The organism is Glycocaulis sp. (genome assembly GCF_051859565.1).
In the GTDB taxonomy this organism is placed as follows: Bacteria; Pseudomonadota; Alphaproteobacteria; order Caulobacterales; family Maricaulaceae; genus Glycocaulis.
The window spans coordinates 153,436-174,984 of the sequence record NZ_JBHYFK010000003.1 but is presented as its reverse complement, the minus strand read 5'-3'; the positions used below and the strand labels follow the sequence as shown (position 1 = coordinate 174,984).

Genomic DNA, 21,549 nt, shown 5'->3' with positions numbered 1-21,549 from the left:
CCGGGAACCATAATCGATCAGGCGTGGTTCCAAGGGGGGAGAAACTTCAATTTACCGGCTGTCTTGGGGGCAACGCGTGATCGCAAATCCAGTAATCGTTATCGCCCGATGACCCCATCGAGACGCAGCGTGCTGGGCCTTTGCGCCGGGGCACCGCTCGCGGGCATGCTTCCGGCCCGGGCTCAGCCGGTTGCCGAAACCGGCCCGCTCTCAAACTGGAGTCATGTGCGATCGCTGTTCAATCTGGAGCCCGGCACCGTTCACATGAGCGCGATGCTTCTGGCGTCTCACCCGGCTCCGGTCCGCGCTGCCATCGCCCGGCATCGAAGAGCCCTTGACGCCGATCCGGTGGAATATCTTGAGGAACATGGGCCCAGGCTTACGGAAGCCAGCCGTGAAGCTGCGGCGAATTATCTGGAAGTCCATCCCTCCCGCGTAGCGCTGACCGAGAGCACCACGATGGGCGTGGGGCTTGTTTACACCAGCCTGCAGCTCCGAGCGGATCAGGAAGTCCTGACAACCGACGAAGATTATTATGTCACTCACGTGTCGCTGGAGCAGACCGCCGAGCGAACTGGCGCGGCCATACGAAGAATCGCGCTCTTTGACCGCCCCGATGCCGTGAGTGCTGATCGGATCGTCGAGCGCATAACATCCAGCATCCGGCCCGAAACCCGCTTGCTGGCGCTCACATGGGTCCATTCCAGTACCGGCGTGAAGATACCTGTGCGCGAGATCGCCTCGGCACTGAGCGACATCAATGCAGGCCGGGATGAAGCCGATCAGGTTCTCTTTGGCCTGGACGCGGTGCACGGGTTTGGCGTGGAGACCGAGAGCTTTGCCGACACCGGAGCGGACTTCCTCATGGCCGGCTGCCACAAATGGCTGTTCGGCCCACGCGGCACAGGTGTGGCGGCGATCAGCGAACGCGGCCTTGCCGCCACCCGGCCGACAATACCGAGCTTTGACGAAAGCGAAGTCTTCTCGGCCTGGTACATGCGACGCGAACCACGCGGCGGCAATAATGGCCGCCGCATGACACCGGGAGGCTTCAAGGCATTTGAGCATCGCTGGGCGCTGCCAGAGGCCTTTGATTTTCACGACATGCTGGGCCGCAGCCGGGTAGCCTCCAGAACGCATGAACTTGCGGGCGCGCTGAAGGAGGCGCTGGCGGGCATTGACAGGATCGATGTCAGAACGCCGCGCGATAGCGCCCTCTCCTCCGGCATCGTCGCCTTTGATGTGGAGGGAATGAGCTCAGCTGAAATGGTCTCGCGCCTGCGCGACCGCGGGGTGGTGGCATCCGTCGCCCCCTATCCGAGCGCTCTGGTGCGCCTGACGCCCAGCATTATCAACTCCTCCGCAGAGATTGACCGGGCGGCTCACGCCGTGCGCGACAGCATGTGAAGCATACCGGGAACCAAGGCCCGGCTTGCCGGTTAGCGTCTGCCACCACAACATGGAGACGCCCATGCTACCTGTCAGCCTTGCCCGTCTGCTGGGTCTACGCAGCCGGACCATCCGTGTCCGCCCGGTGCCGCTCATGGTCGCCGAGTTGCCCCGCTCACGCCATTACTGCCTGAAGGGGCGCCGTCCGGTCCTGAAGCCGGACCAGCGGATACGGCTTCGCCGGCCCACCGGCGAGGGGAAAGCCCTGGAGGCATGGTGCGGTGGGCAGAGGATCGGCCAGCTCCATCCTGAGGACGTGGCGGAAGTGGAACCGCTACTCGCCTGCGGGCAGAAACTCGAGGCATGGATCGCAGCGCCGGCGGGCGGACAGGGTCGCCCTGTCCGCGTCGCAATGGCTCTCCAACTTAGGCAGTGAAGATACACCTCCAAGCTTCACCGGAGCGGAGAGGGCGGGCCTATTCCAGCGCCTTCTTGCGGTCACCCAGACGCAGCGGCGTGGTGTTGTCCTCCCCCTGATCGGTCAGCGTGGGAAATTCACCCTGGTTTTCCAGCGATAAAAGGGGCTCGACGTCGGGATCTCCGCCGCGTGGCCGGACCGGCCGGGTGGGATTATCCCCCGTCTCCTCGATTGATATCAGATCATCTGCGAGGCTCTCATACGCTTGCGGTCCGCCAGGAGGGCTCCCGGCCTCCTCCCAGAGCCGGCGCGCACGTGCCTGCACCTTTGCGGCGCGTTGATCATCGGGCTTGTCGGGCATGAGTCTGCTCCATTGCTGTCAGCAGAAACGCCAACAAGCCGGTCCGCCAAGTGTTCCGCTATGTACCCGCTTCCACTGCAAAATTCTTCATTCGCTGAGGGAACAAGCGCATCGCGCCCGGGTTGTCGGGCGCGGTGGAGGATCAATGGAGAGAGTCATGAACAAGACACCCCAGAACAACGCAGACCAGAACCGTCCCGAACACCAGCAGGAAGGCGGTGGTCAAAAGCAGCAGGACCAGCGTCAGCAAGGCCAGGATCAGGGCCGGGCGCAAGCGCGAGCCGACGAGCGCCGTCCTGAAGAGCAGGAGCCCCAGCGCTAGCTACATCACACTTGTCTACCTCCCTGAAGCGGCGGCAACGCCGCTTCTTTTTTGGCCGCCAGCCCTTCCGATGGAACCTGAGCGGGAATGAGCCGGTTGCAGTTGAGACTGCCAGTTTTTGCTGCCCGCATCCCGCACGAGGAGACGAATATGAGTTTCAGACCGATAGCCGCAGCATTGGCCGGCGTGGCAGGCACGGTCGCAATGACGGCCGCCATGCGGCGGCTCAACCGGCAGCTTCCCGCCAGTGCGCGATATCCTCTTCCGCCGCGCGAACTGGTGGAAGCAGGCGGACCGGACCTGCCCGAACCGCTGGCCGAGGAAGTCACACTTCTGGGCCACGCCGGATATGGCGCAGCAACCGGCGCGATCATGCCGCTTTTGATACCCCGCACATCGGTTCTTAACGGCGCGCTCTATGGCGGGCTGGTCTGGATGCTCAGCTATCTGGGCTGGATTCCCGCCTCTGGCCTTCTGAAGAACGCGGCCTGCCATCCGCCATCACGCAATCTGGCGATGATTGCCGTCCACCTGGTCTGGGGAGGCGTCACCGCCCTCGCCTACAAGGAACTCACCAGTGCCCAGGAAGAAATTTTCGCCGGACACGATGCCCCCGACGCTGATCAGGAGTTTTAAGCCATGTCGGTTAAACCCCCGCCCCGCGAGGCGGCTGCCGAAGCCCTGCACATATTGCGCGAATCCCATCCCGACCCCAAGGCCGCCAGTCCCGAAGCGCACGCTCTGGCGAAAACCATGGCGGAGGACGAGCTGGAAGTGCTGGCGCAGTCAGGATCCGGCCATGCCGGCAAGCGCGGGGCGCCGGAAGAATTGCCACCGCGCCGAAGCGGCCCTGAGCGCGGCGATGACGACCCTCGCTAGGGCGACCCGGCTTGCCCATTACCGGACATTGTGGTGTCGGCACGCAGACGGGGCAGCGCTTCGGGATGGTTTTCACGCAGCCAGACAATCATCTGCTCGCGTATGGCACAGCGTAGCTCCCAGGCCGCACCTGAGTTGGCTGCACTGGCCAGCGCCCGTACCTGGATCGTGGTGACATCGGTTTCAACCACCTGCAGCGCCACTACCTTGCCGTCCCATTGCGGGGCCGCCTCGACCATTTCTTTCAGCTTCCCGCGCATGGCTTCCAGCGGGGCGCGGTAGTCCAGATGCCAGAATACAGGTCCGATGATGGAGGCGGTCTCGCGCGTCCAGTTCTGGAAAGGCTGATCGATGAATACGCGCAGCGGCACGACGAGACGGCGCAGGTCCCAGATGCGGATCACGACATGGAACAGGCCGATCTCTTCAATCCAGCCCCACTCGCCTTCAACCACCACCGCGTCATCAATGCGAATGGGCTGGGTGAAGGCGATCTGCAGTCCGGCAATCAGGTTGGACAGGACGGGCTGGGCGGCGATACCGACCGCAATGCCGACAATGCCCGCCGACGCGAACAGCGAGAAGCCGATCTGCCGCGCGCCGGGGATCATCGTCAGGGCGGTGGCGAAAACCAGTATCGACACTGTAATGACCCACACCCGGCGTAGCATGGTCAGACGGGTGGCGCGGCGGCGTGCGTTCAGATTGTCTGAGGCTTTCAGATCAAGCCGGGTAAGCTTCCGGTTGAGCGATAGAAGCCCCAATTTCAAAATGACGATACCGACGGCCAGTACAAGCAGTATGCGGGCGGCCAGCTCGACGATTTCCACCAGCCGCGCATCAACCGCTGCGAAACGCGTTACGAGCGCCAGCACCACTGCGGAGACAAAAAGGACTACAGGCGTTTTGAGAACGGAAAAAAGGCGATTCACATCAGTTTTTTTCATACTTGAAATCTCCGCATTCTGGCGCTGGGGGGCGGCATGACCCACCCTCCCCAATTGAACCTAGAAGCGGACGCACTGTTCCTTGATTTTGACGGTACCCTGACAGAGATCGTGACGAGACCGGACGATGCGCGCCTGTCACCTGAGCGGGCCAACAGGCTCTCGGAGCTGGCGGCACGCATGCAGGGCGCGCTGGCCATTCTCAGCGGCCGGCCAGTATCTGACCTTGATGTGCGCCTGCCCCGGGTTCTGTGGCGTGTCGGCGGGCACGGGGCGGAGACCGCCGCTCCCGGCGAGCTGGCGGCAACCAATAGCACCACGACTGCGAAGGCCCTTGCCCTGACTGAAGTCCTGCGTGGGGTGGCAGCCTCACTGGACGGCGTCCAAGTGGAAGAAAAGCCCACTGGAGCGGCATTGCACTTTCGCACACGCCCCGAAGCCGGGCCTGCCTGCAGCGAGGCCATGCGAGCCGCGGCAGGCAAGGTCGGCGGATTTGAGATTCAGCACGGCAAGATGGTGGTCGAAGCGCGGCCAGCTGGCGTGAACAAGGGAGAGGCCCTCGCCCGGCTCATGGGCATGCCTGCTTTCCGTGGCCGCCGGCCGGTAATGATCGGCGACGATCTGACCGACGAGTCCGCCATGCACTTCGCGCAGACACTTGGCGGGTTGGCCATCAAGGTCGGCGCCGGCCACAGCTGCGCCGGTTTCCGCTTGCATAGCCCCGAGGACGTACATCATTGGCTGGGGGACGCTTTGGCCCCCGCACTGCGCTAGCCAGCACGCCCGTCATCAGGCAGCTCCAGCGGCCCGGCCACCGGATGAAGCGGCACAGGCATTGTCGCCCTGTCCACCTCTCCGGCGCGCGCTGGGCGCACGAGCAGCCGCGCCGTTCCCGTCACCACAATAGCCAGCTGAAAGGCCATCAGAACGCCGATAAATCCGGCAGCGCCTGCCATGTCCATGGCAAGACCGCCAACCATCGGGCCCAGAGCCGCTCCGGTGGCGAGCACCATGACCAGGGTACCGGCGGCTGTTACCATGTCGCGCCGCTCTACACGGTCATTGACCTGTGCGGCGGCGATGGCCTGGACCGGGAATACGGCCGCACCAAGCGCTGCGCCCAACCCAAGCGTTATAGCCGGCTGGCCTGCGGGCAGAAGGGCAAACGCGAAGAGTACCAGTACGGCCGCCGATGCAGCGCCAGCCGCAACACCCCGCCTGCTGACCCGGTCTGACAGGCGCCCAAGGGGCCATTGCGCCAGCATCGCCCCGCCCGTCGCCAGCGCCATGAACATGCCAAGCTGCGCGGTGGTCAGCCCCCGGTTCTCCGCAAACACAGGCGCGAGGGCAAAAAAACACCCCACCGACATGCCCGTAAACAGGGTCGCCAGTGCGCCGAAGGGCGATGCGCGGAAAATGAGGCCCGGCCGGAGGCGGCCCGCCGAGATCTCCTCCATCGGACTTTGGGCCTTGCTCAGCGAGGCCGGCACCAGCGCCAGCGAGAGAATGATGGAAACGACGGCAAAAAGTACGAAGCCTTCGGGCGCCGCCAGTGAAATCTGAAGCTGTCCAAGCGCCCCAGCGCCAAGGCCCGTTGCGGCATAGACCGCCAGCAAACCGCCACGCTGGTTGGAGGTGACAGAGGCATTCAGCCAGCTCTCCACGACCATGAACATGCCGGCAAAGCACAATCCGCTGAAAGCCCGGATCACCAGCCAGGCGGGCAGGTCGATGAAGAGCAGGTGGGCCAGCGCAGCGGCCGAGGCGAGCGATGCGAGGGCAGAAAACGCCCTGAGATGCCCAGCTTGCCGGATGATGGCGGGCGCAAGGAAACTGCCCACGCCCATGCCGAGGAAAAAGCCGCTCATCACCGCACCGATACCGAGCGCCGAGAAACCTTCGGCCTGGCCTCGCAGTGCCAGCAAGGTGCCCTGAAGGGCGTTACCCATCTGGAGAAGAGCAAAGCCGAGGAGCAGGGCGGCGGCGGAAGCAATTATCTGACGCAAGGATTCTATCCGCTATTGGCTGTCAGGGATAAAGACCGGCCTACGCGTTCGGCGCGGCTGTGGTTTCATGAAAAGGCCCGGACGCGCGCGCCCGGGCCTTTCTGATACCAACACTACGAAGGCGTTAGCCTCCAGCGCGGTTGCGGTTGCGCTCATGATCCGGCAGGTCTTCAAACCGGCTCTGGGTCATGTCGAGCACAAGGCGCGGCTCGCCGTCCTGCATCTCCAGTTCGACTTGGTCGATATCTACTTCGACCTGACGCCGGCCGAGACCGAGGAAGCCATTGGTGCGGACGATAACTGCCGCAACATCGGGGTCCGGCTCGGTCATCGCGACGGTGTCGCCACCGCGTGCATAGGCCGTGTCGCTGTAAGAACGCACCTGATACACCGAACCGAGCCGCTCGCCGTCAGACGAGAAGACGGGGGTGTCTACCCAGTGATGGCCATCGGTATAAACGTCGCCGTGGACTTCACCGGAAGCCTGAGCGCGTTGCGTGGCCGCATCTGCCTGAGTTTGTCCGGCAGCACCGGATTGCGTCTGCGTTTGAGCTTGGGTCTGGGTCTGACCCTGGAGGCCGGCATCAGTCTGCGTTGCTGCGCCGTCCTGGCGGTCCTGCCAAGTCCGGTCAGTGCGGTCGTCCGTGTTCCACATGCCGTCATCATCGTCGCGAGCGTGCTCGCGCAGGCGCTCAAACTCGGCATTGGACATGTCCAGAATGATGCGCTGCTCGCCATCAACCGACGTGCGCTGGGCGTTGCCGGCTTCAATCTCGACCTCACGGGTTCCGATACCCAGGAAGCCGCCCGTTTCAACGACAAGGCCGTTGACATCAAGGTCCGCGGCGTCTCCGTCGGTCATGTCAGTGTAGGTGCCGGCATCAGCACCGCCACGCACACGCTCCACCGAGCCAACGCGCTCGCCATCATTGGTATAGACAGCGACGTCACGCAGCGGATGGTCATCGCGGAAGGCATCATCGGTAGCAAACGTGCCCCGGTCATGGCCGACCTGACCTTGAACGCCGGTCTGGGTATGGGACGCAGGGATCAACCCGCCCTGGTCGTCGTCGGTCCACTGGCCGCTATCCTGCTGCTGGTTGTCGCGCCAGGTGTCGCCGCGGCGATCCGCATCCAACATGCCGTCGTCATCGCGAGCATGTTCGCGGAGACGTTCAAACTCAGCATTGGACATATCCAGAAGGATGCGCTGCTCGCCGTCAACCGAAGTACGCGTGGCGTTACCAGCCTCGACGCGCACTTCACGTGTGCCGATGCCGAGGAAGCCACCGGTCGAGACTACGAGGCCATCTACATCAAGGTCCTCGGTGCTACCGTCGGCCATATCGGCGTACTGGCCAGTCTGGATGCCGCCAGCGACACGATCGACCGTGCCAACGCGTTCACCATCCCGGCTGTAAACCGCAACGCCTTCAAGCGAATGGCCGTCATCAAACCAGTCAGCCGGGTTGAACCAGTCGTTCTGACGGTCGCCAGTGGTTTGCTGTTGCGTGGCAGGATCCTGAACGGGGTCCTGTGCCAGACTAGGCGCAGCCACGAGGGCGAGCGCACTGGAGGCAATAAGCATCGTTTTCATTTCGAGCACTCCTGTTGCTGCTTGGGACTGAAACAACACGGATGCTCAATGAATGTTCCCCGTCGGCCAACGAAACACTCCGCTGAAGAAAAGGAACTCGCGTTACTGGGCAGGCGTTTCAGGGCAACTGCATTCGAGGAAAACCCGCCTTGCGCCAACGCCGTCCCACGCCCCGCACAACTAGCCGCCTGCGCGGCCTGTCTTTATACAATGCGAAAAGCCGCCGCGATATCAGACTGCCGCGCCGGGAGCGGGCCCGTGCCCGGCAGGCCGGAAGGGGCCGCCGCGCGGCAACTCCGCGAGACATACCCCTCGCCGGATGGCGCGACATTCTCGTAAGAAGCTGGGGCAAGTTCCTGGCTCACAGGCTACTGCTTATTGCAGCCGGCCTGACCTTCTTCGCCCTACTGGGAATATTCCCCGCGCTGACGGCGATTGTCTCGGTCTATGGGCTGTTTACCGATCCGGCAAATATCGCGGAGCAACTATCTCTTCTCGAGGGTTTTGTACCCGGCGGCGCGCTGGAACTGCTCGCTACGCAAATGACCGACATTGCCTCGCGCAGTGATGGCGCGCTGACATTTGGCCTGATTGCCGGTCTGGCCGTTGCCCTTTGGACAGCGAATGCAGGCATGCGCAACCTCTTCAATGCGCTCAATATTGTTTATGAGGAGGAAGAGACACGCGGCATGATCCGCATGACGTTGATTTCTCTCGCTTTTACTGCCTGCGTGCTGGTTTTCGCAGGTATCGTCATCGCCCTTATCATTGTGCTTCCGGTGGCTTTGGAGCTTTTTGGTCTCGGCGCATGGGAAAGCTGGATTCTGCTGGCGCGGTGGCCTGCCCTTTTCGTGATTGTCACGCTCGGTCTTTCAATCGCCTATCGCTGGGGACCCAGCAGACGCAAACCGCGCTGGCGCTGGGTTACGCCCGGGGGCGTGTTTGCGACCAGCTTATGGATGATCGCGGCCTTTGCAGTGTCCTGGTACGTGGAGAATTTCGGCCAGTATGACGACACTTACGGATCGTTCGGCGCCGGGATCGGCTTCATGATGTGGCTATGGGTGTCATCCATCATCGTGCTCCTCGGCGCGCAGTTGAACGCAGAGCAGGAGCACCAGACGGCGCGCGATACCACCGTGCCGCCTGACCGTCCGCTCGGACAGCGCGGGGCCACCGTGGCCGATACGGTCGGCAGGGCCACCGGCGCGAAGGGAACAGACGTGCCGCGAGCTGGTTGAAGCTCTCACACAGCCAAGGGCTGCACGCACCAGCAGGAGAGCACCCATGAATGACAAGCTTCAGCCTGAACAGACTCAAGATCGCCAACCGGGGCGTGAGACCGAAATGGACCCGCAGCCGGAGTTCGCGCCCCGGTTTCCCGGCGCGGGGCGTCTGAAGGACAAGGTTGCGCTGATATCCGGCGGGGATAGCGGCATTGGCCGCGCCGTCGCCGTGGCCATGGCACGCGAAGGGGCGGATATCGCATTCATCTATCTTGAAGAAGAGGAGGACGCCCGCGTAACGGTGAGCCTCATCGAGGATGAGGGCCATCCCGCGCTCGCCCTTGCCGGGGATATCGGGGATGAGCAGTTCTGCCAGGACGCTGTGGCCAAGGTCGTGGACCGCTTCGGCCGGCTCGACATTCTGGTCAATAACGCCGCCGAACAACACGAGGTGGATGACCTTGCCGATCTGTCCGCCGAGCAGCTGGAGCGGACATTCCGCACGAATGTGTTTGGCTATTTTTTCCTGACGAAGGCAGCCCTGCCTCACCTGAAAAAGGGCGCCGCCATCATCAACACCACATCGGTCACCGCCTATCAGGGCCATGACACCCTTCTCGATTATGCGGCCACGCGCGGCGCAATCGTGGCTTTCACGCGCGCGCTTTCCACCCGGTACGTATCAGACGGCATTCGCGTCAACGCCGTGGCCCCCGGCCCAATCTGGACACCGCTCATCCCCGCCTCCTTCGATGCGGAAGGCGTGGCCGAACACGGCGCCAGCACGCCCATGGAAAGACCCGGTCAGCCAAACGAAGTCGCGCCCGCCTATGTGTTTCTGGCAAGCGAGGATGCGTCCTACATGAGCGGGCAGGTGCTCCACCCCAATGGCGGAAAGATCGTCGGGTCATGATGCGCGGGAACCGCGTCTGTGGCCGGGCGTTGCGCTGACATGGCAGCTCCACGCACATACTGGACGGGCCATCTGCGTCTGTCGCTCGTATCCATTGATATCGCGCTCTACTCGGCGACCAGCCGGTCCGGGCGCACCTCGCTGCGTCAGATCCACAAGAAGAGCGGGCAACCCATCCGCTACCAGAAGACCGCTGAAGGCATCGGGCCGGTTGATGCCGATGAAATCGTGAAAGGGTTTGAGGCGCAGAAGGGCAGCTTCGTCGTTCTCGAGCCGGAGGAAATCGAGGAAATCAGGCTGGAGAGCCAGGATGCGATCCGCATCGTCCAGTTCGTTGACCATCACGAGATCGACCCGCGCTTTTACGACAAGCCCTATTATGTAGCCCCGCGCGGCAAGGCAGCGGGCGAGGGCTTTGTGGTTATCCGCGAGGCGCTGCGCTCGGCGAAGAAAACCGCGCTCGGCCAGATGACCACGCGTGGCCGCGAGCACCTCGTTGCCATCCGTCCATGCGGCGATGGCCTGCTGCTGGAGACGCTACGCTATGCCGATGAGGTGAAGAGTTCTGACAGCGTCTTTGCCGATATAGGCGAGGTGGAAATCGATGACGAAATGCTCGAACTCGCCGAGGACCTCATCGCGAAAAAGACCGCGCCCTTCGATCCCGGCGCCTTCAGGGATTCCTATGAAGCAGCCTTGCGTGAGCTGATCGAGGAGAAGGCCAGGGGCAAGGCCATTGTCTCGGCAGAGGGCGGGAAGAAGGCAAAATCCGCTCAGGTGATCGACCTGATGGAGGCGCTGAAGAAGTCTGTGAAGGAAGAACGCGCTGGCCGCTCCGGCAAGTCACCTGCCCGCAAGAAGACCTCTGGCAAAACCGCCACGAAGAGCAAGTCGTCCGCCAGCAAGCGCAAGGCGGGCTAGATGGCGCGCGCGCTCGAGACATATCGCGCGAAGCGCGACTTCTCGAAATCGCCCGAGCCTGCGCCCAAGCGAGGCAGCGCAAAGGCCGGACGCAGCTATGTCATTCAAAAGCACGATGCAACCCGGCTGCATTACGACCTGCGGCTGGAACAAGATGGCGTGCTGCTGAGCTGGGCGGTGACGCGCGGGCCCAGCCTGGACCCAGCGGACAAGCGCCTGGCCGTACGCACTGAAGACCACCCCGTCAGCTACCGCGATTTTGAAGGTGTCATTCCCCCCGGCCAGTACGGCAGCGGAACGGTGATGCTTTGGGATCGCGGCAGCTGGTCCCCCGCCACTGATGATGTGGACGCGGCGCTGGACAAGGGCGAGCTGAAATTTTCCCTCGAGGGAGAGCGGCTCAAGGGTAAGTGGGTGCTAGTGCGCATGAACCGCGAGGGCAAGCGCGAGAACTGGCTGCTGATCAAGAAGGCCGACGCGCACGCGGGCACGCGCGATGCGGACAAGCTGGGCGCTACCAGCGTCACGACAGGCCGCACGCTGGCCGCCATTGCCAAGGCGAAGCCGCATGCAGGCGACAAGCCGCCCGCCTTCCAGCCCCCTGCCCTTTGCAAGCTGGCAGAAGCCCCGCCAGAGGGGAAGGAATGGCTCCACGAGCTCAAATACGACGGATACCGCCTGCTGGCCGCCATTGGCGGTGGCAAGGCGCGGCTTTTTACCCGGTCGGGCAAGGACTGGTCTCACCGGTTCGGTGCCCTGTGCGAAAGCCTTGCGGCCATTAACTGCCACTCGGCCCTGATCGATGGCGAAGCGGCAGTGCTCGGCACAGAGGGCCTGTCAGACTTCTCTGCGCTGCAGGCTGCTCTGTCTGACGGTGAAGGCGATATCGCCTTCTTCGCCTTCGATCTTCTGGAGCTGGATGGCGAGAACCTCAAATCGCTCCCGCTTGTCGAACGCAAGGACCGGCTGAAGCGCTTGTTGAAGCCTGCCAACGGCGCAGTGCGTTTCGCTGATCATGTGCGCGGCGATGGTGCAGCCGTCTTTGAAAAGGCGTGCAGGCTCGGCGCGGAAGGCACGATCGCCAAGAAGGCCGACAGCGCTTACCGCGCGGGCCGGTCCAGCGGCTGGCTCAAGATAAAGTGCGAACATCGCGAGGAAGCTGTCATCATCGGCTGGTCGCCTTCTGACAAACCGGACCGCGAGTTTGCCTCCCTCCTGCTGGCGACCTTTGACGACGGTGAGTGGGTCTATCGGGGCCGCGTCGGCACGGGCTTCAATGCCAGCTCGCGTGCCGCCATCTCCGCGAAGATGAAGCCGCTGGAGCGCAAGTCCGCACCCGCCCCGGTGCCCCGCACAATCGCCCGCGATGCGGTGTGGCTGACACCGAAGCTCGTCGCGGAGTTACGCTATTCCGAACGCACGCGCGACGGCCTATTCCGCCATCCGGCCTTTCTGGGGTTGCGCGAAGACAAGAAAGCGAAAGACGTTTCCGCCGAACCGGACCTGAAAAATGGCTAGGAGCGCCCTCACCCATCCCGACAGGATTTACTACCCCGGTGAGGGCATCTCGAAGCGGGACGTACGAGACTATTACCGATCGGTGGCGGACCGTTTGCTGCCGCACGCGGCCGGCCGGCCGCTCTCGCTGGTGCGCTGCCCCGGCGGCATTGCGGAGGGCTGCTTTTTCCAGCGCCATTACAGCGAAAGCCTGCCTGACGGGATCAAGCCCGTAACGCTCCACGAGAAGAGTGGAGACAAGGCAGAATACCTCATGATCGAGGATGCCGACGGGCTTGAAGCGCTGGCCCAGATCGGCGCCCTGGAAATCCATCCCTGGGGCTCCACGGTTCGCGAACTGGAGCAGCCTGAGCGCATCATATTCGACCTCGATCCCGATGCCGGGCTGGATTTTTCAGACGTCAAGGCCGCAGCCCTGACCGTGAGCGCGCTGCTCGAAGCAGCCGGGCTGACGCCGTTCGTCATGCTGACCGGCGGCAAGGGGCTGCACGTGATCGCACCTCTAATTCCCGAAGCTGACTGGAAGATGGTCAAGGACTTCGCCCGGACACTCGCGCGGGTGCTGGCAGCGCGAGAGCCGGACCGGTTCGTCGCCGAAGCCGCGAAGAAAAAGCGCGAGGGCCGCATCTTTATCGACTGGCTGCGAAACCAGCGCGGCCAGACTTCCGTCTGCCCCTACAGCCTGCGGGCGAGGCCCGGTGCGCCGGTGGCCACCCCGCTGCGCTGGGATGAGCTGGCGCGCGCCGGCTCGGCGTCGGCCTATCGCCTCAAGACCATCTCCCGGCGGCTGTCCGCCCTGAATGCTGACCCCTGGGAGGGCTATTTTGACAGCGCCGAAACCTTGTCCCCGGCTGCGCTGAAAATTCTCAAGCGGGCATAAACGGTATCTGACTGGCGCGGCGAGGCATGGAACCGAAAAGGCACGGGACGGTTGGCCACGGCCTGTCGCATACGGGCTGTGAACGCAAATCGATTGAGGCCCCGATGATTACCCTCCCCGATAACGTGAAGGACTGCATCGCCATCTGCACACGCTGTGCGCAGACCTGCCTGGGTGAAGCCATGACCCACTGCCTGGAAGAAGGCGGCGATCATGTGGCGCCATCCCACTTCAGACACATGATTGCATGCGCCGAAATGTGCCGCGCTGCCGCCGCCATCATGCTGACCGGCGCGGGCCATCACGCCAGCGTTTGCCGCGTCTGCGCAGAAATCTGCCAGGCCTGTGCCCGTGAGTGCGAGCAGCTTGACGGCATGGAGGATTGCGCTGCGATCTGCCGCGAATGCGCCGAAAGCTGCCGCGAAATGGCGCAGTAGCGCCGTTATGTCCCTGCCTGTTCGCGCCGCGCTCCTGATCGCCGGATTGGTAACAGCCGGGCTGCTGGTCTGGCAGTTATCGGGCGTGTTGCTGCTGGTATTTGCCTCCGTTCTGCTGGCGATCATCTTGCGCAGCTTCGCCGGGCTCTTTGAGAGATTCACACCCTTGCGCGCGCCTTGGACCCTGGCGGTGGCGGGCGTGCTGATACTGGCCGGAGCGGGTACGTTTCTGACGGTCCTTGGTACGCAGATATATGCACAGCTAGCTGATCTCGCCGCCAATCTCCCGGAAACGCTGGACGACCTCGGTGCCAGGGTCGGCATTGACGACTTGCGCGATCGCGTAACCGAGCAGATCGAGGCGATCGACACGAACGGGCTCGCGGGATCACTGGCTGGATACACGTTTGGTGCCTTTGACATGGCGACGACCTTGCTCGTGGTCGTTGTCAGCGGCGTATATCTCGCAATGAGCCCATCAACCTATATCAAGGGCGCCGTACAACTCTTCCCCTCCATCGCCCGGGAGCGGGTGGAGAGAGCGATAAATGTCAGCGGCGGCGCCCTGAAGCGCTGGCTGCTCGGTCAGCTGATCTCAATGACATTCGTGGGCGTGGTTACTACCCTTGGACTTTATCTTATCGGCATGCCGTCCGCCCTGGCGCTGGGCCTGCTTGCCGGCCTTGCAGAGTTCGTACCGCTGGTCGGCCCCATCGCCGCTTCGGTGCCAGCCATCCTGCTTGCACTGGCGCAGGGCGGTAACACCGTCGTCTGGGTTATCCTGCTCTTTCTCGGCGTTCAGCAGATCGACGGCAATATCGTGGTGCCGCTGGTTCAGAAGCGCGCCGTCAAGCTGCCGCCGGCCCTGATGCTGTTTTCCATTCTGTCGGCAGGGGCGCTATTTGGTATCCCCGGCGTGATCCTTGCCGTGCCGATGGCGGTGCTCGTCTACGTTCTGGTCAAACAGCTCTACATCCGCGACACGCTGCGGGAGGATACGCCCATCCCCGGTCAGGAGGGCAAACAAGACGCCTGAAATTCCGGCCGTTCTCACGACCCCGCAGCGCCATCGCCGGACAAGGAACAATAACGCACATCGCCTGTTCGTCTCCCGACGCAAGTTCTGGAGGCTTTCCATGCACCATTTTCACAAACACGATGATCACCGCCCCGCTGCCGGGGCCGTTGCAGCGGGTGCGGCGGCACTGGCCGCGCTTGTTGGCGGGTATGTCGCCACGCGCATGATGGCGCGGCGGCGCCACACCTATTCCATTCCGGAGGATGCGCCGGACAAGACCCTCAAAGGCCACCCGGCCCGAGGCTGGCGCGAAGACACGGTTGTTGGCCGTACCGTCACCATAAACCGGCCCCGCGCCGAGCTTTATGCCTTCTGGCGTGACTTTTCCAACCTGCCGAAATTCATGGAGCATGTTCACTCGGCAGAACAGCTCGATGACGGCAAGATTCGCTGGGTGGTGAAATCCCCGATGGGATCCCTCGAGTTTGAAACCCGCATCACCGAAGAGCGCGAAGGCGAGCTTATTGCCTGGGAGTCCGATGCTGATGCACCGGTAAGAAATAGCGGCCGCATAGAATTCCGTGATGCGCCCGGCGGCCGCGGCACCCAGGTCGACGCCACAATCGCCTATGATGCGCCGGGCGGAGATGCCGGGCGGCTGATAGCCAAGCTCTTCCAGAAAGAACCCAAGATCCAGGCCCGCCGGGAGCTCAAGCGCTTCAAACAGCTTATGGAAACCGGCGAGATCGCCAACGCTGACACACGCGGCGAGCCGGTAGATATGGTCAAGCGGAAGAAGGCGGAAGCTGCCCGGCAGGCGGCTGCGAAAACCACCGCCAGACCCAAAGCACCATCAAAAGCGAAATCCACCCCGAAGCAGAAAAACTAGGAGGCCGCCATGCGAGCCCTTGCCTGGCACGGCAAAAAGGATGTCCGTGTCGATACCGTGGAGGATCCCGGCATCATCAACCCGCGCGATGCGGTCATCCGCATTACCTCTACGGCCATCTGCGGGTCCGACCTGCACCTGTACAACGGGCTGATCCCTACACTCAAACCCGGCGACGTGCTGGGGCACGAGTTCATGGGAGAAGTCGTGGAGACCGGGCCGGACAGCACGCTGAAGAAGGGCGAGCGCGTCGTTGTGCCTTTCGTGATTGCCTGCGGGTCGTGCTTCCATTGCGGCAAGCAGCAATTCTCAGCCTGTGACAACTCCAACCCAGCCGACAAGGCGGACATTTCCGAGACGCTATATGGCTATCAGATGAGCGGGCTGTTCGGCTATTCCCACATGACCGGCGGCTATGCCGGCGGTCAGGCGGAATACGTGCGTGTGCCCTTCTCCGATGTCGGCCCCATCGTGATCCCCGATGGGCTGGACGACGACGACGTCCTGTTCCTCTCCGACATTCTGCCTACCGGCTGGATGGCAGCCGAGAACTGCGACATTGAGGAGGGCGACACCGTTGCCGTATGGGGTTGCGGGCCGGTCGGGCTGTTCGCGATACAGAGCGCCCTTATCATGGGGGCCGGACAGGTCATCGCGATTGACCACTATCCCCACCGGCTGGAACTCGCCAAACGCCTCGGCGCGAAAGTGATCAATTTCAAGGATGTTCACGTTCACGAAGCGCTGCTGGAAATGACGGGCGGTATCGGGCCGGACGCCGTTATCGATGCCGTCGGTATGGAAAGCCACGGCTTCGCACTCGACAGTGTTTATGACGGCGTCAAGCAGGCCCTCATGCTTGCCACCGACCGTCCCCACGCCCTGCGCGACGCTCTGCGGGCCTGCCGCAAAGGAGGACGGGTATCCATCCCGGGTGTGTATGGCGGTATCGTCGACAAATTCCCGATTGGCGCCCTGATGCAGAAAGGACTGACGGTGAAAACCGGACAGACCCATGTGCAGAAATACCTGCCCAAATTGCTCGAGATGATCGGTGAGAAGAAGATCGATACGACCTTCCTCATCAGCCATCATATGAGCCTTGAAGACGCGCCGGAAGGATACCGCCTTTTCCTGGAGGAGCAGAACAGCACCACCAAGGTGGTCCTGAAACCGGAGTGGGAAAAGCAGCGGGCAAACTGAAACGCAATCATATGCCCGGCACGCGGAATGCATCTGTCTCCGCGTGCCGGGCATCGTTCTTTCATGCGCGGGATGCTACGCCGGTCTGGCTGGAAATTCTCGAGAGGGCAGCCCCCGCTGATCCGTCACCGTCCGCGAGCGCGACATCACCCAGTGACAGAATACCCACCAGCCGCTTGTCCCGGTTCAGCACCGGCAGGCGGCGCACCTGCAGCTCGCCCAGATTCTGGCAGACATCGCCTGTGTCATCATCCTCGTAGCAGTATTTGACACTGTCGCTCATGACCTGAGAGACCGGGGTGTCCGGCCCCATGCCGCTCGCCACGGCCCGCACCGCTATGTCCCGGTCCGTGATCATACCGACTAGACCGTCACCTTCGGCAACCGGCAGGCACCCGGTGTCGATTTCGCTCATCAGGCGAGCGGCCTCCTGAATGGTGTGGTCGGGGTTGGTCATGCGGACATCGCGCGTCATTACATCGCTGACTCTCATCTCATCCTCCTTGGTTCACCCAACCCCGGTGGCCAACCGGCCAGCCTTGTCCTTGTTCCCTTGCAGCACCATGGCGGAACCATCGCGGCGGGTGCCGGTTGGTCTGCCCCCGACCGAAGCCTTTGTCAGGCTATGGTGAAAAGGAAGGAGTATCCGATGCCCGCCAAATCGAAAAACCAGCAGCAAGCCGCCGGAGCGGCGCTCAGCGCCAAACGCGGCGACACCAAGAAAAGCGACCTCAAGGGTGCGTCCGAGGAGATGTACGAGTCCATGAGCAAGGACGAGCTTGAGGACATGGCTTCCACCCCACGCAAGGGCAAGCCGACAAAGAAAAACTCCTCATGACGGAGCGACGTATGTTGACCCGGCCCGACATGAGCAGCCAGTCCGCAGGTTAGTAATGTCCATATTTATCAAAGTGCTCGGCGCGATATTCCTGCTTGCAGGGCTGGCGTTGTCCTGGTCGCCCATTCCTGTGGGGATCCTGCTCATTCCGCTGGGTGCCGCAATGATCGTGGCCACCTCCAGCCACGCCAAGAAATGGCTCCGCCAACGGCGCGTCAACAACCCGAAGCTTGATCGCTGGCTGTGCAAGATGGAGGGCAAGGTGCCCGAACGCATTACCCGCCCTCTCCATGAAACCGACGCCAACAACGACAACCGTTAGCAGCAACGGACATGGAACAAAGCGTCTCCTGACTTGTTGGCCGCACCGATGCCAGATTTTCAGACGGCTTATTCAGGATATTGACATGTTTAGGTTTTCCTCACTTCTCCCTGACCCTGGGACCGCGCCGGAGGGTGCGCAATGAGCACGCAATCGTCCCGGCTGGTGCTCGTCTCCAACCGTGTACCCGTAGGAGAGACGACGCCCGGCGGTCTGGCCGTCGCGTTGAAAGACGCCCTGTCAACACGTCAGGTCCTCTGGTTCGGCTGGAGCGGCGGACTGACAGACAAGACGGGCGCTGGTCTGACCGGCATCCGGCGCGGCAATGTCGAATATGCCGTCACCGATCTCACTACGGACGAATTTGACGGGTATTACGCCGGGTACGCGAACAAAGCCCTGTGGCCCAGCTTCCACTACCGGCTCGACCTGGCCGAATATCAACCTGACGAGTTCGCCACCTACATGGCGGTGAACGCCCGCTTCGCCCGCGAATTGTACGAGCGGATCTCGCCCAGCGACCAGATATGGATACATGACTATCACCTCATCCCGCTGGCAGCCGAGCTGCGCAAGTTTGGCGTGACCAATCCGATCGGGTTCTTCTCTCACATTCCGTTTCCCTCACCAGAAATCTTCCGCGCCATACCCCAGCATGCTGCGCTGGCGAGCGGGTTGATGGCATGCGACCTGGTAGGCTTTCAGTCGGACCGGGACCGCAGCAACTTTGAGCGCTATGCGGCAGAACAGGCCGCCATGTCGGCCCTGCCCGCGAACGCCCCGCAAATGGCCGGCCGCCGGACTTCAGCCAAGGCCTTCCCGATAGGGATTGACGCCGCCGCTTTCGCCGCAGAGGCAGAAACCAGCGCCGGGTGCGCGCCTCCCGCACTGGTGGGGGCTGGCAAGTGCCTGATCCTGGGCGTGGACCGTATGGACTATTCCAAGGGCCTCGTCGAACGGGTGACGGCTATAGAGACGCTGCTCGACAGCCGGCCCGATTTGTGTGAGCGGGTAAGCTATATTCAGGTCACGCCGCCCAGCCGCGGAGAGGTAGACGCCTACGCCCAGCTGCGCATCGAGCTGGAGACCTGTGTCGGTCATGTAAACGGCCGCTTCTCCACGCTGGACTGGGCGCCTGTACGCTACCTGGCACAGGGGCTCCCACGAAACGAACTTGCGGGTCTCTACCGCGACGCGGCGGTAGGCCTTGTCACCCCATTGCGCGATGGCATGAACCTTGTGGCCAAGGAATTTGTGGCCGCGCAAGATCCCCGCAATCCCGGCGTTCTGGTGCTTTCCGAGTTCGCCGGGGTGGCAGAACAGCTGCCGGAAGCCCTGATCATCAATCCCCACGATCCGGCCCAACAGGCGCGTGCCATCGAGCACGCGCTGGCCATGCCCCTGCCTGAGCGCCAGGAGCGCCACGCGGCCATGATGGACACGCTGAACCGCTATGATGCGTCCTGGTGGTGTGGCGCATTCCTGCAAGAGCTGGCAGTGGCCACGTCAAAGAGCTCCGCAGTTCAGGCCGGGGCCGCCCACCCACACGACGAGCCACTGACGGCGCCGCAGGTTGCGGCCGGTGCGCTGGCGGTGGCCGGGCGCCGGGTGTCGGGAGGCTAGGAAGCCCGGAGCCATGCGCCGGAACAACAACGCGCGCCCGTTGTTGGAAGGCTTCCATTCGCTAATAACGCCAAGGAGACCCCGATGAAAATCCGGCTGAAACCCCTCTCACAGCAAACCATCGTCATTACCGGCGGCAGTTCCGGCATCGGGCTGTGTACGGCCCGCATGGCCGCAGAAGAAGGCGCGCGCGTCGTCATCATCTCACGCAATGAAGAGGCTCTGGCCAGTGTGGTGGAGCAGATCAAAGCCAGCGGCGGCGAGGCAGACTACATCGTCGCCGATGTCGGTGACCGCGATGCCATGCGTGATGCCGTCGATACGGTGATTGAGCGCCATGGCGGCTTTGACACCTGGGTCAACAATGCCGGCGTCGGGATCTATGCGACGCTGGAAGAGACCAGCGACGAGGATCACCACCGGATATTCCAGACGAATTACTGGGGCGTGGTCTATGGGTCGCTGGAAGCCCTGCGCCATCTCAAGGAGCGCGGCGGCGCTCTGATCAATACCGGGTCCATCTCATCGGAGATGCCGGCGCCCATACTCAGCGCCTACACCGCCTCCAAGTTTGCCGTGAAGGGATTTACCGACTCCCTCCGGCTAGAACTCATGCACGAGAAGGCTCCGGTAGCCGTCACGCTGATCAAGCCGAGCGGTATCCACACGCCGTTCGGAGAGCATGCGAAAAACTATATGACCGCCCGCTCTCAGGTTCCGCCGCCCGTCTATCACCCCAAACTCGTTGCCAAGGCCATCCTGCATTGCGCCGAGCACCCGACACGTGACGTGCTGGTAGGCGCTTCCGGCTTTGCCCAGACCATGATGGCGAAAGTGGCCCCGGGACTCTCGGACCGGCTTTTCTCATGGGCTTTTTACAAGACCGCACTCGACAAGGACCTGCCCAAGCGGAATTCGCGAGGCCTGCACAATCCCGGCTCTGACGGCAAGGAGCTTGGTGATCAGGACGACCCGATCCTCGAGGTCAGCCCCTACACGACCGCGCAGCTCCACCCCAAAGCCACGTTTGCGATCGGTGCGGGCATTGCGGCACTGGCAGCAGCCCTCATCATCAAGCGCAAGGAAGTCGGCAAGCTGGTGAAGGCCTAGCGCCCTAGGATTTCTCCTCGTCAGCCTCCTGCTCCTCGCCATTCCTGTCGATGCTGGTGAGGAGCAGGAGGCTGGCAAAATTGATCAGCGATAGCACCAGCGCGATGCTGATCCGGCCAAACCCTACCGCTACGCCGATAGCGCCTGCGTTCCAGATGGTCGCCGCGGTCACCAGGCCGTGCACTGAACCATTATGCTTCAGGATCGCGCCGCCGCCGATAAACCCGATCCCCGTGATGACGCCCTGCAGGACCCGCGCCCGCGCCTCCACTTCACTGGCCTCTGCAGGGGCGATCACCAGCGCAAAGCCGCAGGCGGCCATCGCCACCACCGGCAGGGTGCGAAATCCGGTATTGTGAGGGCCGTGGCCCCGCTCCCAGGCGATCGGCAAGGTGAGGAGAAAGGCCAGCAATACCTTCAAGAGGTCGATGCCCAGCCGCTCCATGTCAGGAACGATCTCCTGCAATAGCTCCATACCTCCCTTACGCCTCCGCCGGATTGCCTCTGAACGACGCCCTTGAAACCTGACAGACCGGGTTCGGTTCCGCGCGGAACAAGACGGGCAATCTGATGTTTTGGCCTCGGCCTTAACGGCAGGCGCGATTTTTGTCGGGGGTGCGCGTCCGGCAGCCTGTCTGAGCTGGGCCGGGCCGCCACCAGCAGACAATATAACCTAGATTATCGGAACGCAGACGCGTCTCAGCCGTAATTAGAGGGCGGCGGGATGAACCG

At 62.8% G+C, this 21,549-nt stretch carries 23 protein-coding genes and 1 pseudogene; 18 read left to right on the top strand and 6 right to left on the bottom strand.

The window, feature by feature from the left end:
- Window positions 1-264 precede the first annotated feature (264 nt).
- A complete protein-coding gene (locus ACTIGC_RS05805; RefSeq protein ID WP_439633516.1) occupies window positions 265-1,407 on the top strand; it encodes an aminotransferase class V-fold PLP-dependent enzyme in 1,143 nt (380 codons plus the stop codon).
- 64 nt (window positions 1,408-1,471) lie between these two features.
- Window positions 1,472-1,825 (top strand): hypothetical protein, encoded by a 354-nt coding sequence (locus ACTIGC_RS05800; RefSeq protein WP_439633515.1) that lies wholly within the window; start codon window positions 1,472-1,474, stop codon window positions 1,823-1,825.
- A 40-nt stretch (window positions 1,826-1,865) separates the two neighbouring features.
- Here the strand turns inward: ACTIGC_RS05800 and ACTIGC_RS05795 are convergent, their stop codons facing one another.
- A complete protein-coding gene (locus ACTIGC_RS05795) occupies window positions 1,866-2,168 on the bottom strand; it encodes a DUF2934 domain-containing protein (RefSeq protein ID WP_439633514.1) in 303 nt (100 codons plus the stop codon).
- A gap of 157 nt (window positions 2,169-2,325) precedes the next feature.
- On the opposite strand from ACTIGC_RS05795, the gene ACTIGC_RS05790 reads away from it, so the two are divergent.
- The 3 genes from ACTIGC_RS05790 to ACTIGC_RS05780 all read left to right on the top strand — a co-directional run bounded on the left by ACTIGC_RS05790 (window position 2,326) and on the right by ACTIGC_RS05780 (window position 3,369).
- Window positions 2,326-2,490 (top strand): hypothetical protein, encoded by a 165-nt coding sequence (locus ACTIGC_RS05790; protein ID WP_439633513.1) that lies wholly within the window; start codon window positions 2,326-2,328, stop codon window positions 2,488-2,490.
- A 150-nt stretch (window positions 2,491-2,640) separates the two neighbouring features.
- Window positions 2,641-3,126, top strand: a complete 486-nt coding sequence (locus ACTIGC_RS05785) for a hypothetical protein (RefSeq protein ID WP_439633512.1) — start codon at window positions 2,641-2,643, stop codon at window positions 3,124-3,126.
- Between the two features lie 3 nt (window positions 3,127-3,129).
- Window positions 3,130-3,369: a hypothetical protein gene (locus ACTIGC_RS05780; RefSeq protein ID WP_439633511.1), complete on the top strand. Its 240-nt coding sequence runs from the start codon at window positions 3,130-3,132 to the stop codon at window positions 3,367-3,369.
- Here ACTIGC_RS05780 and ACTIGC_RS05775 read toward each other — a convergent pair.
- Window positions 3,366-4,316 carry a mechanosensitive ion channel family protein gene (locus ACTIGC_RS05775; RefSeq protein WP_439633510.1) on the bottom strand — a complete coding sequence of 317 codons (951 nt, stop codon included), beginning with the start codon at window positions 4,314-4,316 and terminating at the stop codon, window positions 3,366-3,368. The two genes, ACTIGC_RS05780 and ACTIGC_RS05775, sit on opposite strands and share 4 nt — an antisense overlap.
- Window positions 4,317-4,352: 36 nt before the next feature.
- Here ACTIGC_RS05775 and otsB point away from each other — a divergent pair, with 36 nt between their 5' ends.
- Window positions 4,353-5,090 (top strand): trehalose-phosphatase, encoded by a 738-nt coding sequence (otsB, locus tag ACTIGC_RS05770; protein WP_439633509.1) that lies wholly within the window; start codon window positions 4,353-4,355, stop codon window positions 5,088-5,090.
- Here the strand turns inward: otsB and ACTIGC_RS05765 are convergent.
- Together ACTIGC_RS05765 and ACTIGC_RS05760 are read right to left on the bottom strand one after the other, a co-directional pair.
- Window positions 5,087-6,322: an MFS transporter gene (locus ACTIGC_RS05765; RefSeq protein ID WP_439633508.1), complete on the bottom strand. Its 1,236-nt coding sequence runs from the start codon at window positions 6,320-6,322 to the stop codon at window positions 5,087-5,089. The genes otsB and ACTIGC_RS05765 overlap by 4 nt on opposite strands.
- A 124-nt stretch (window positions 6,323-6,446) precedes the next feature.
- Window positions 6,447-7,919, bottom strand: coding sequence for a PRC-barrel domain-containing protein (locus tag ACTIGC_RS05760; protein WP_439633507.1), 1,473 nt, complete (start codon window positions 7,917-7,919; stop codon window positions 6,447-6,449).
- Window positions 7,920-8,068: 149 nt separating this feature from the next.
- Between ACTIGC_RS05760 and ACTIGC_RS05755 the strand changes: the two genes are divergently transcribed.
- From ACTIGC_RS05755 to ACTIGC_RS05720, 8 genes and pseudogenes are all read left to right on the top strand, one after another.
- Window positions 8,069-9,160 (top strand): YihY/virulence factor BrkB family protein, encoded by a 1,092-nt coding sequence (locus tag ACTIGC_RS05755; RefSeq protein ID WP_439633506.1) that lies wholly within the window; start codon window positions 8,069-8,071, stop codon window positions 9,158-9,160.
- A 46-nt stretch (window positions 9,161-9,206) separates the two neighbouring features.
- Window positions 9,207-10,058, top strand: a complete 852-nt coding sequence (locus ACTIGC_RS05750) for an SDR family oxidoreductase (protein WP_439633505.1) — start codon at window positions 9,207-9,209, stop codon at window positions 10,056-10,058.
- 39 nt (window positions 10,059-10,097) lie between these two features.
- A complete protein-coding gene (locus tag ACTIGC_RS05745; RefSeq protein WP_439633504.1) occupies window positions 10,098-10,979 on the top strand; it encodes a Ku protein in 882 nt (293 codons plus the stop codon).
- A pseudogene (ligD, locus tag ACTIGC_RS05740) lies at window positions 10,980-13,377 on the top strand (DNA ligase D). It abuts the gene before it with no gap.
- A gap of 104 nt (window positions 13,378-13,481) precedes the next feature.
- Window positions 13,482-13,814, top strand: coding sequence for a four-helix bundle copper-binding protein (locus ACTIGC_RS05735; protein WP_439633503.1), 333 nt, complete (start codon window positions 13,482-13,484; stop codon window positions 13,812-13,814).
- A 7-nt stretch (window positions 13,815-13,821) separates the two neighbouring features.
- Window positions 13,822-14,850: an AI-2E family transporter gene (locus ACTIGC_RS05730; protein WP_439633502.1), complete on the top strand. Its 1,029-nt coding sequence runs from the start codon at window positions 13,822-13,824 to the stop codon at window positions 14,848-14,850.
- Window positions 14,851-14,950: 100 nt separating this feature from the next.
- Window positions 14,951-15,721, top strand: coding sequence for an SRPBCC family protein (locus tag ACTIGC_RS05725; protein ID WP_439633501.1), 771 nt, complete (start codon window positions 14,951-14,953; stop codon window positions 15,719-15,721).
- Window positions 15,722-15,730: 9 nt separating this feature from the next.
- Window positions 15,731-16,924 (top strand): zinc-dependent alcohol dehydrogenase, encoded by a 1,194-nt coding sequence (locus ACTIGC_RS05720; protein ID WP_439633500.1) that lies wholly within the window; start codon window positions 15,731-15,733, stop codon window positions 16,922-16,924.
- Between the two features lie 61 nt (window positions 16,925-16,985).
- Here the strand turns inward: ACTIGC_RS05720 and ACTIGC_RS05715 are convergent, their stop codons facing one another.
- Window positions 16,986-17,417, bottom strand: a complete 432-nt coding sequence (locus ACTIGC_RS05715; protein ID WP_429912179.1) for a CBS domain-containing protein — start codon at window positions 17,415-17,417, stop codon at window positions 16,986-16,988.
- A 156-nt stretch (window positions 17,418-17,573) separates the two neighbouring features.
- Between ACTIGC_RS05715 and ACTIGC_RS05710 the strand changes: the two genes are divergently transcribed.
- The 4 genes from ACTIGC_RS05710 (at window position 17,574) to ACTIGC_RS05695 (ending at window position 20,817) form a co-directional block, all read left to right on the top strand.
- A complete protein-coding gene (locus ACTIGC_RS05710) occupies window positions 17,574-17,762 on the top strand; it encodes a DUF3008 family protein (RefSeq protein WP_439633499.1) in 189 nt (62 codons plus the stop codon).
- Between the two features lie 55 nt (window positions 17,763-17,817).
- The gene (locus ACTIGC_RS05705) at window positions 17,818-18,084 is read left to right on the top strand and encodes a hypothetical protein (protein WP_439633498.1); all 267 of its coding nucleotides are present in this window, start codon (window positions 17,818-17,820) and stop codon (window positions 18,082-18,084) included.
- A 141-nt stretch (window positions 18,085-18,225) separates the two neighbouring features.
- The gene (locus ACTIGC_RS05700) at window positions 18,226-19,707 is read left to right on the top strand and encodes an alpha,alpha-trehalose-phosphate synthase (UDP-forming) (protein ID WP_439633497.1); all 1,482 of its coding nucleotides are present in this window, start codon (window positions 18,226-18,228) and stop codon (window positions 19,705-19,707) included.
- A gap of 84 nt (window positions 19,708-19,791) precedes the next feature.
- A complete protein-coding gene (locus ACTIGC_RS05695) occupies window positions 19,792-20,817 on the top strand; it encodes an SDR family oxidoreductase (RefSeq protein WP_439633496.1) in 1,026 nt (341 codons plus the stop codon).
- Between the two features lie 4 nt (window positions 20,818-20,821).
- On the opposite strand, the gene ACTIGC_RS05690 is transcribed toward ACTIGC_RS05695, so the two are convergent.
- Window positions 20,822-21,292 carry an MgtC/SapB family protein gene (locus tag ACTIGC_RS05690; protein ID WP_439633495.1) on the bottom strand — a complete coding sequence of 157 codons (471 nt, stop codon included), beginning with the start codon at window positions 21,290-21,292 and terminating at the stop codon, window positions 20,822-20,824.
- Window positions 21,293-21,549 lie beyond the last annotated feature (257 nt).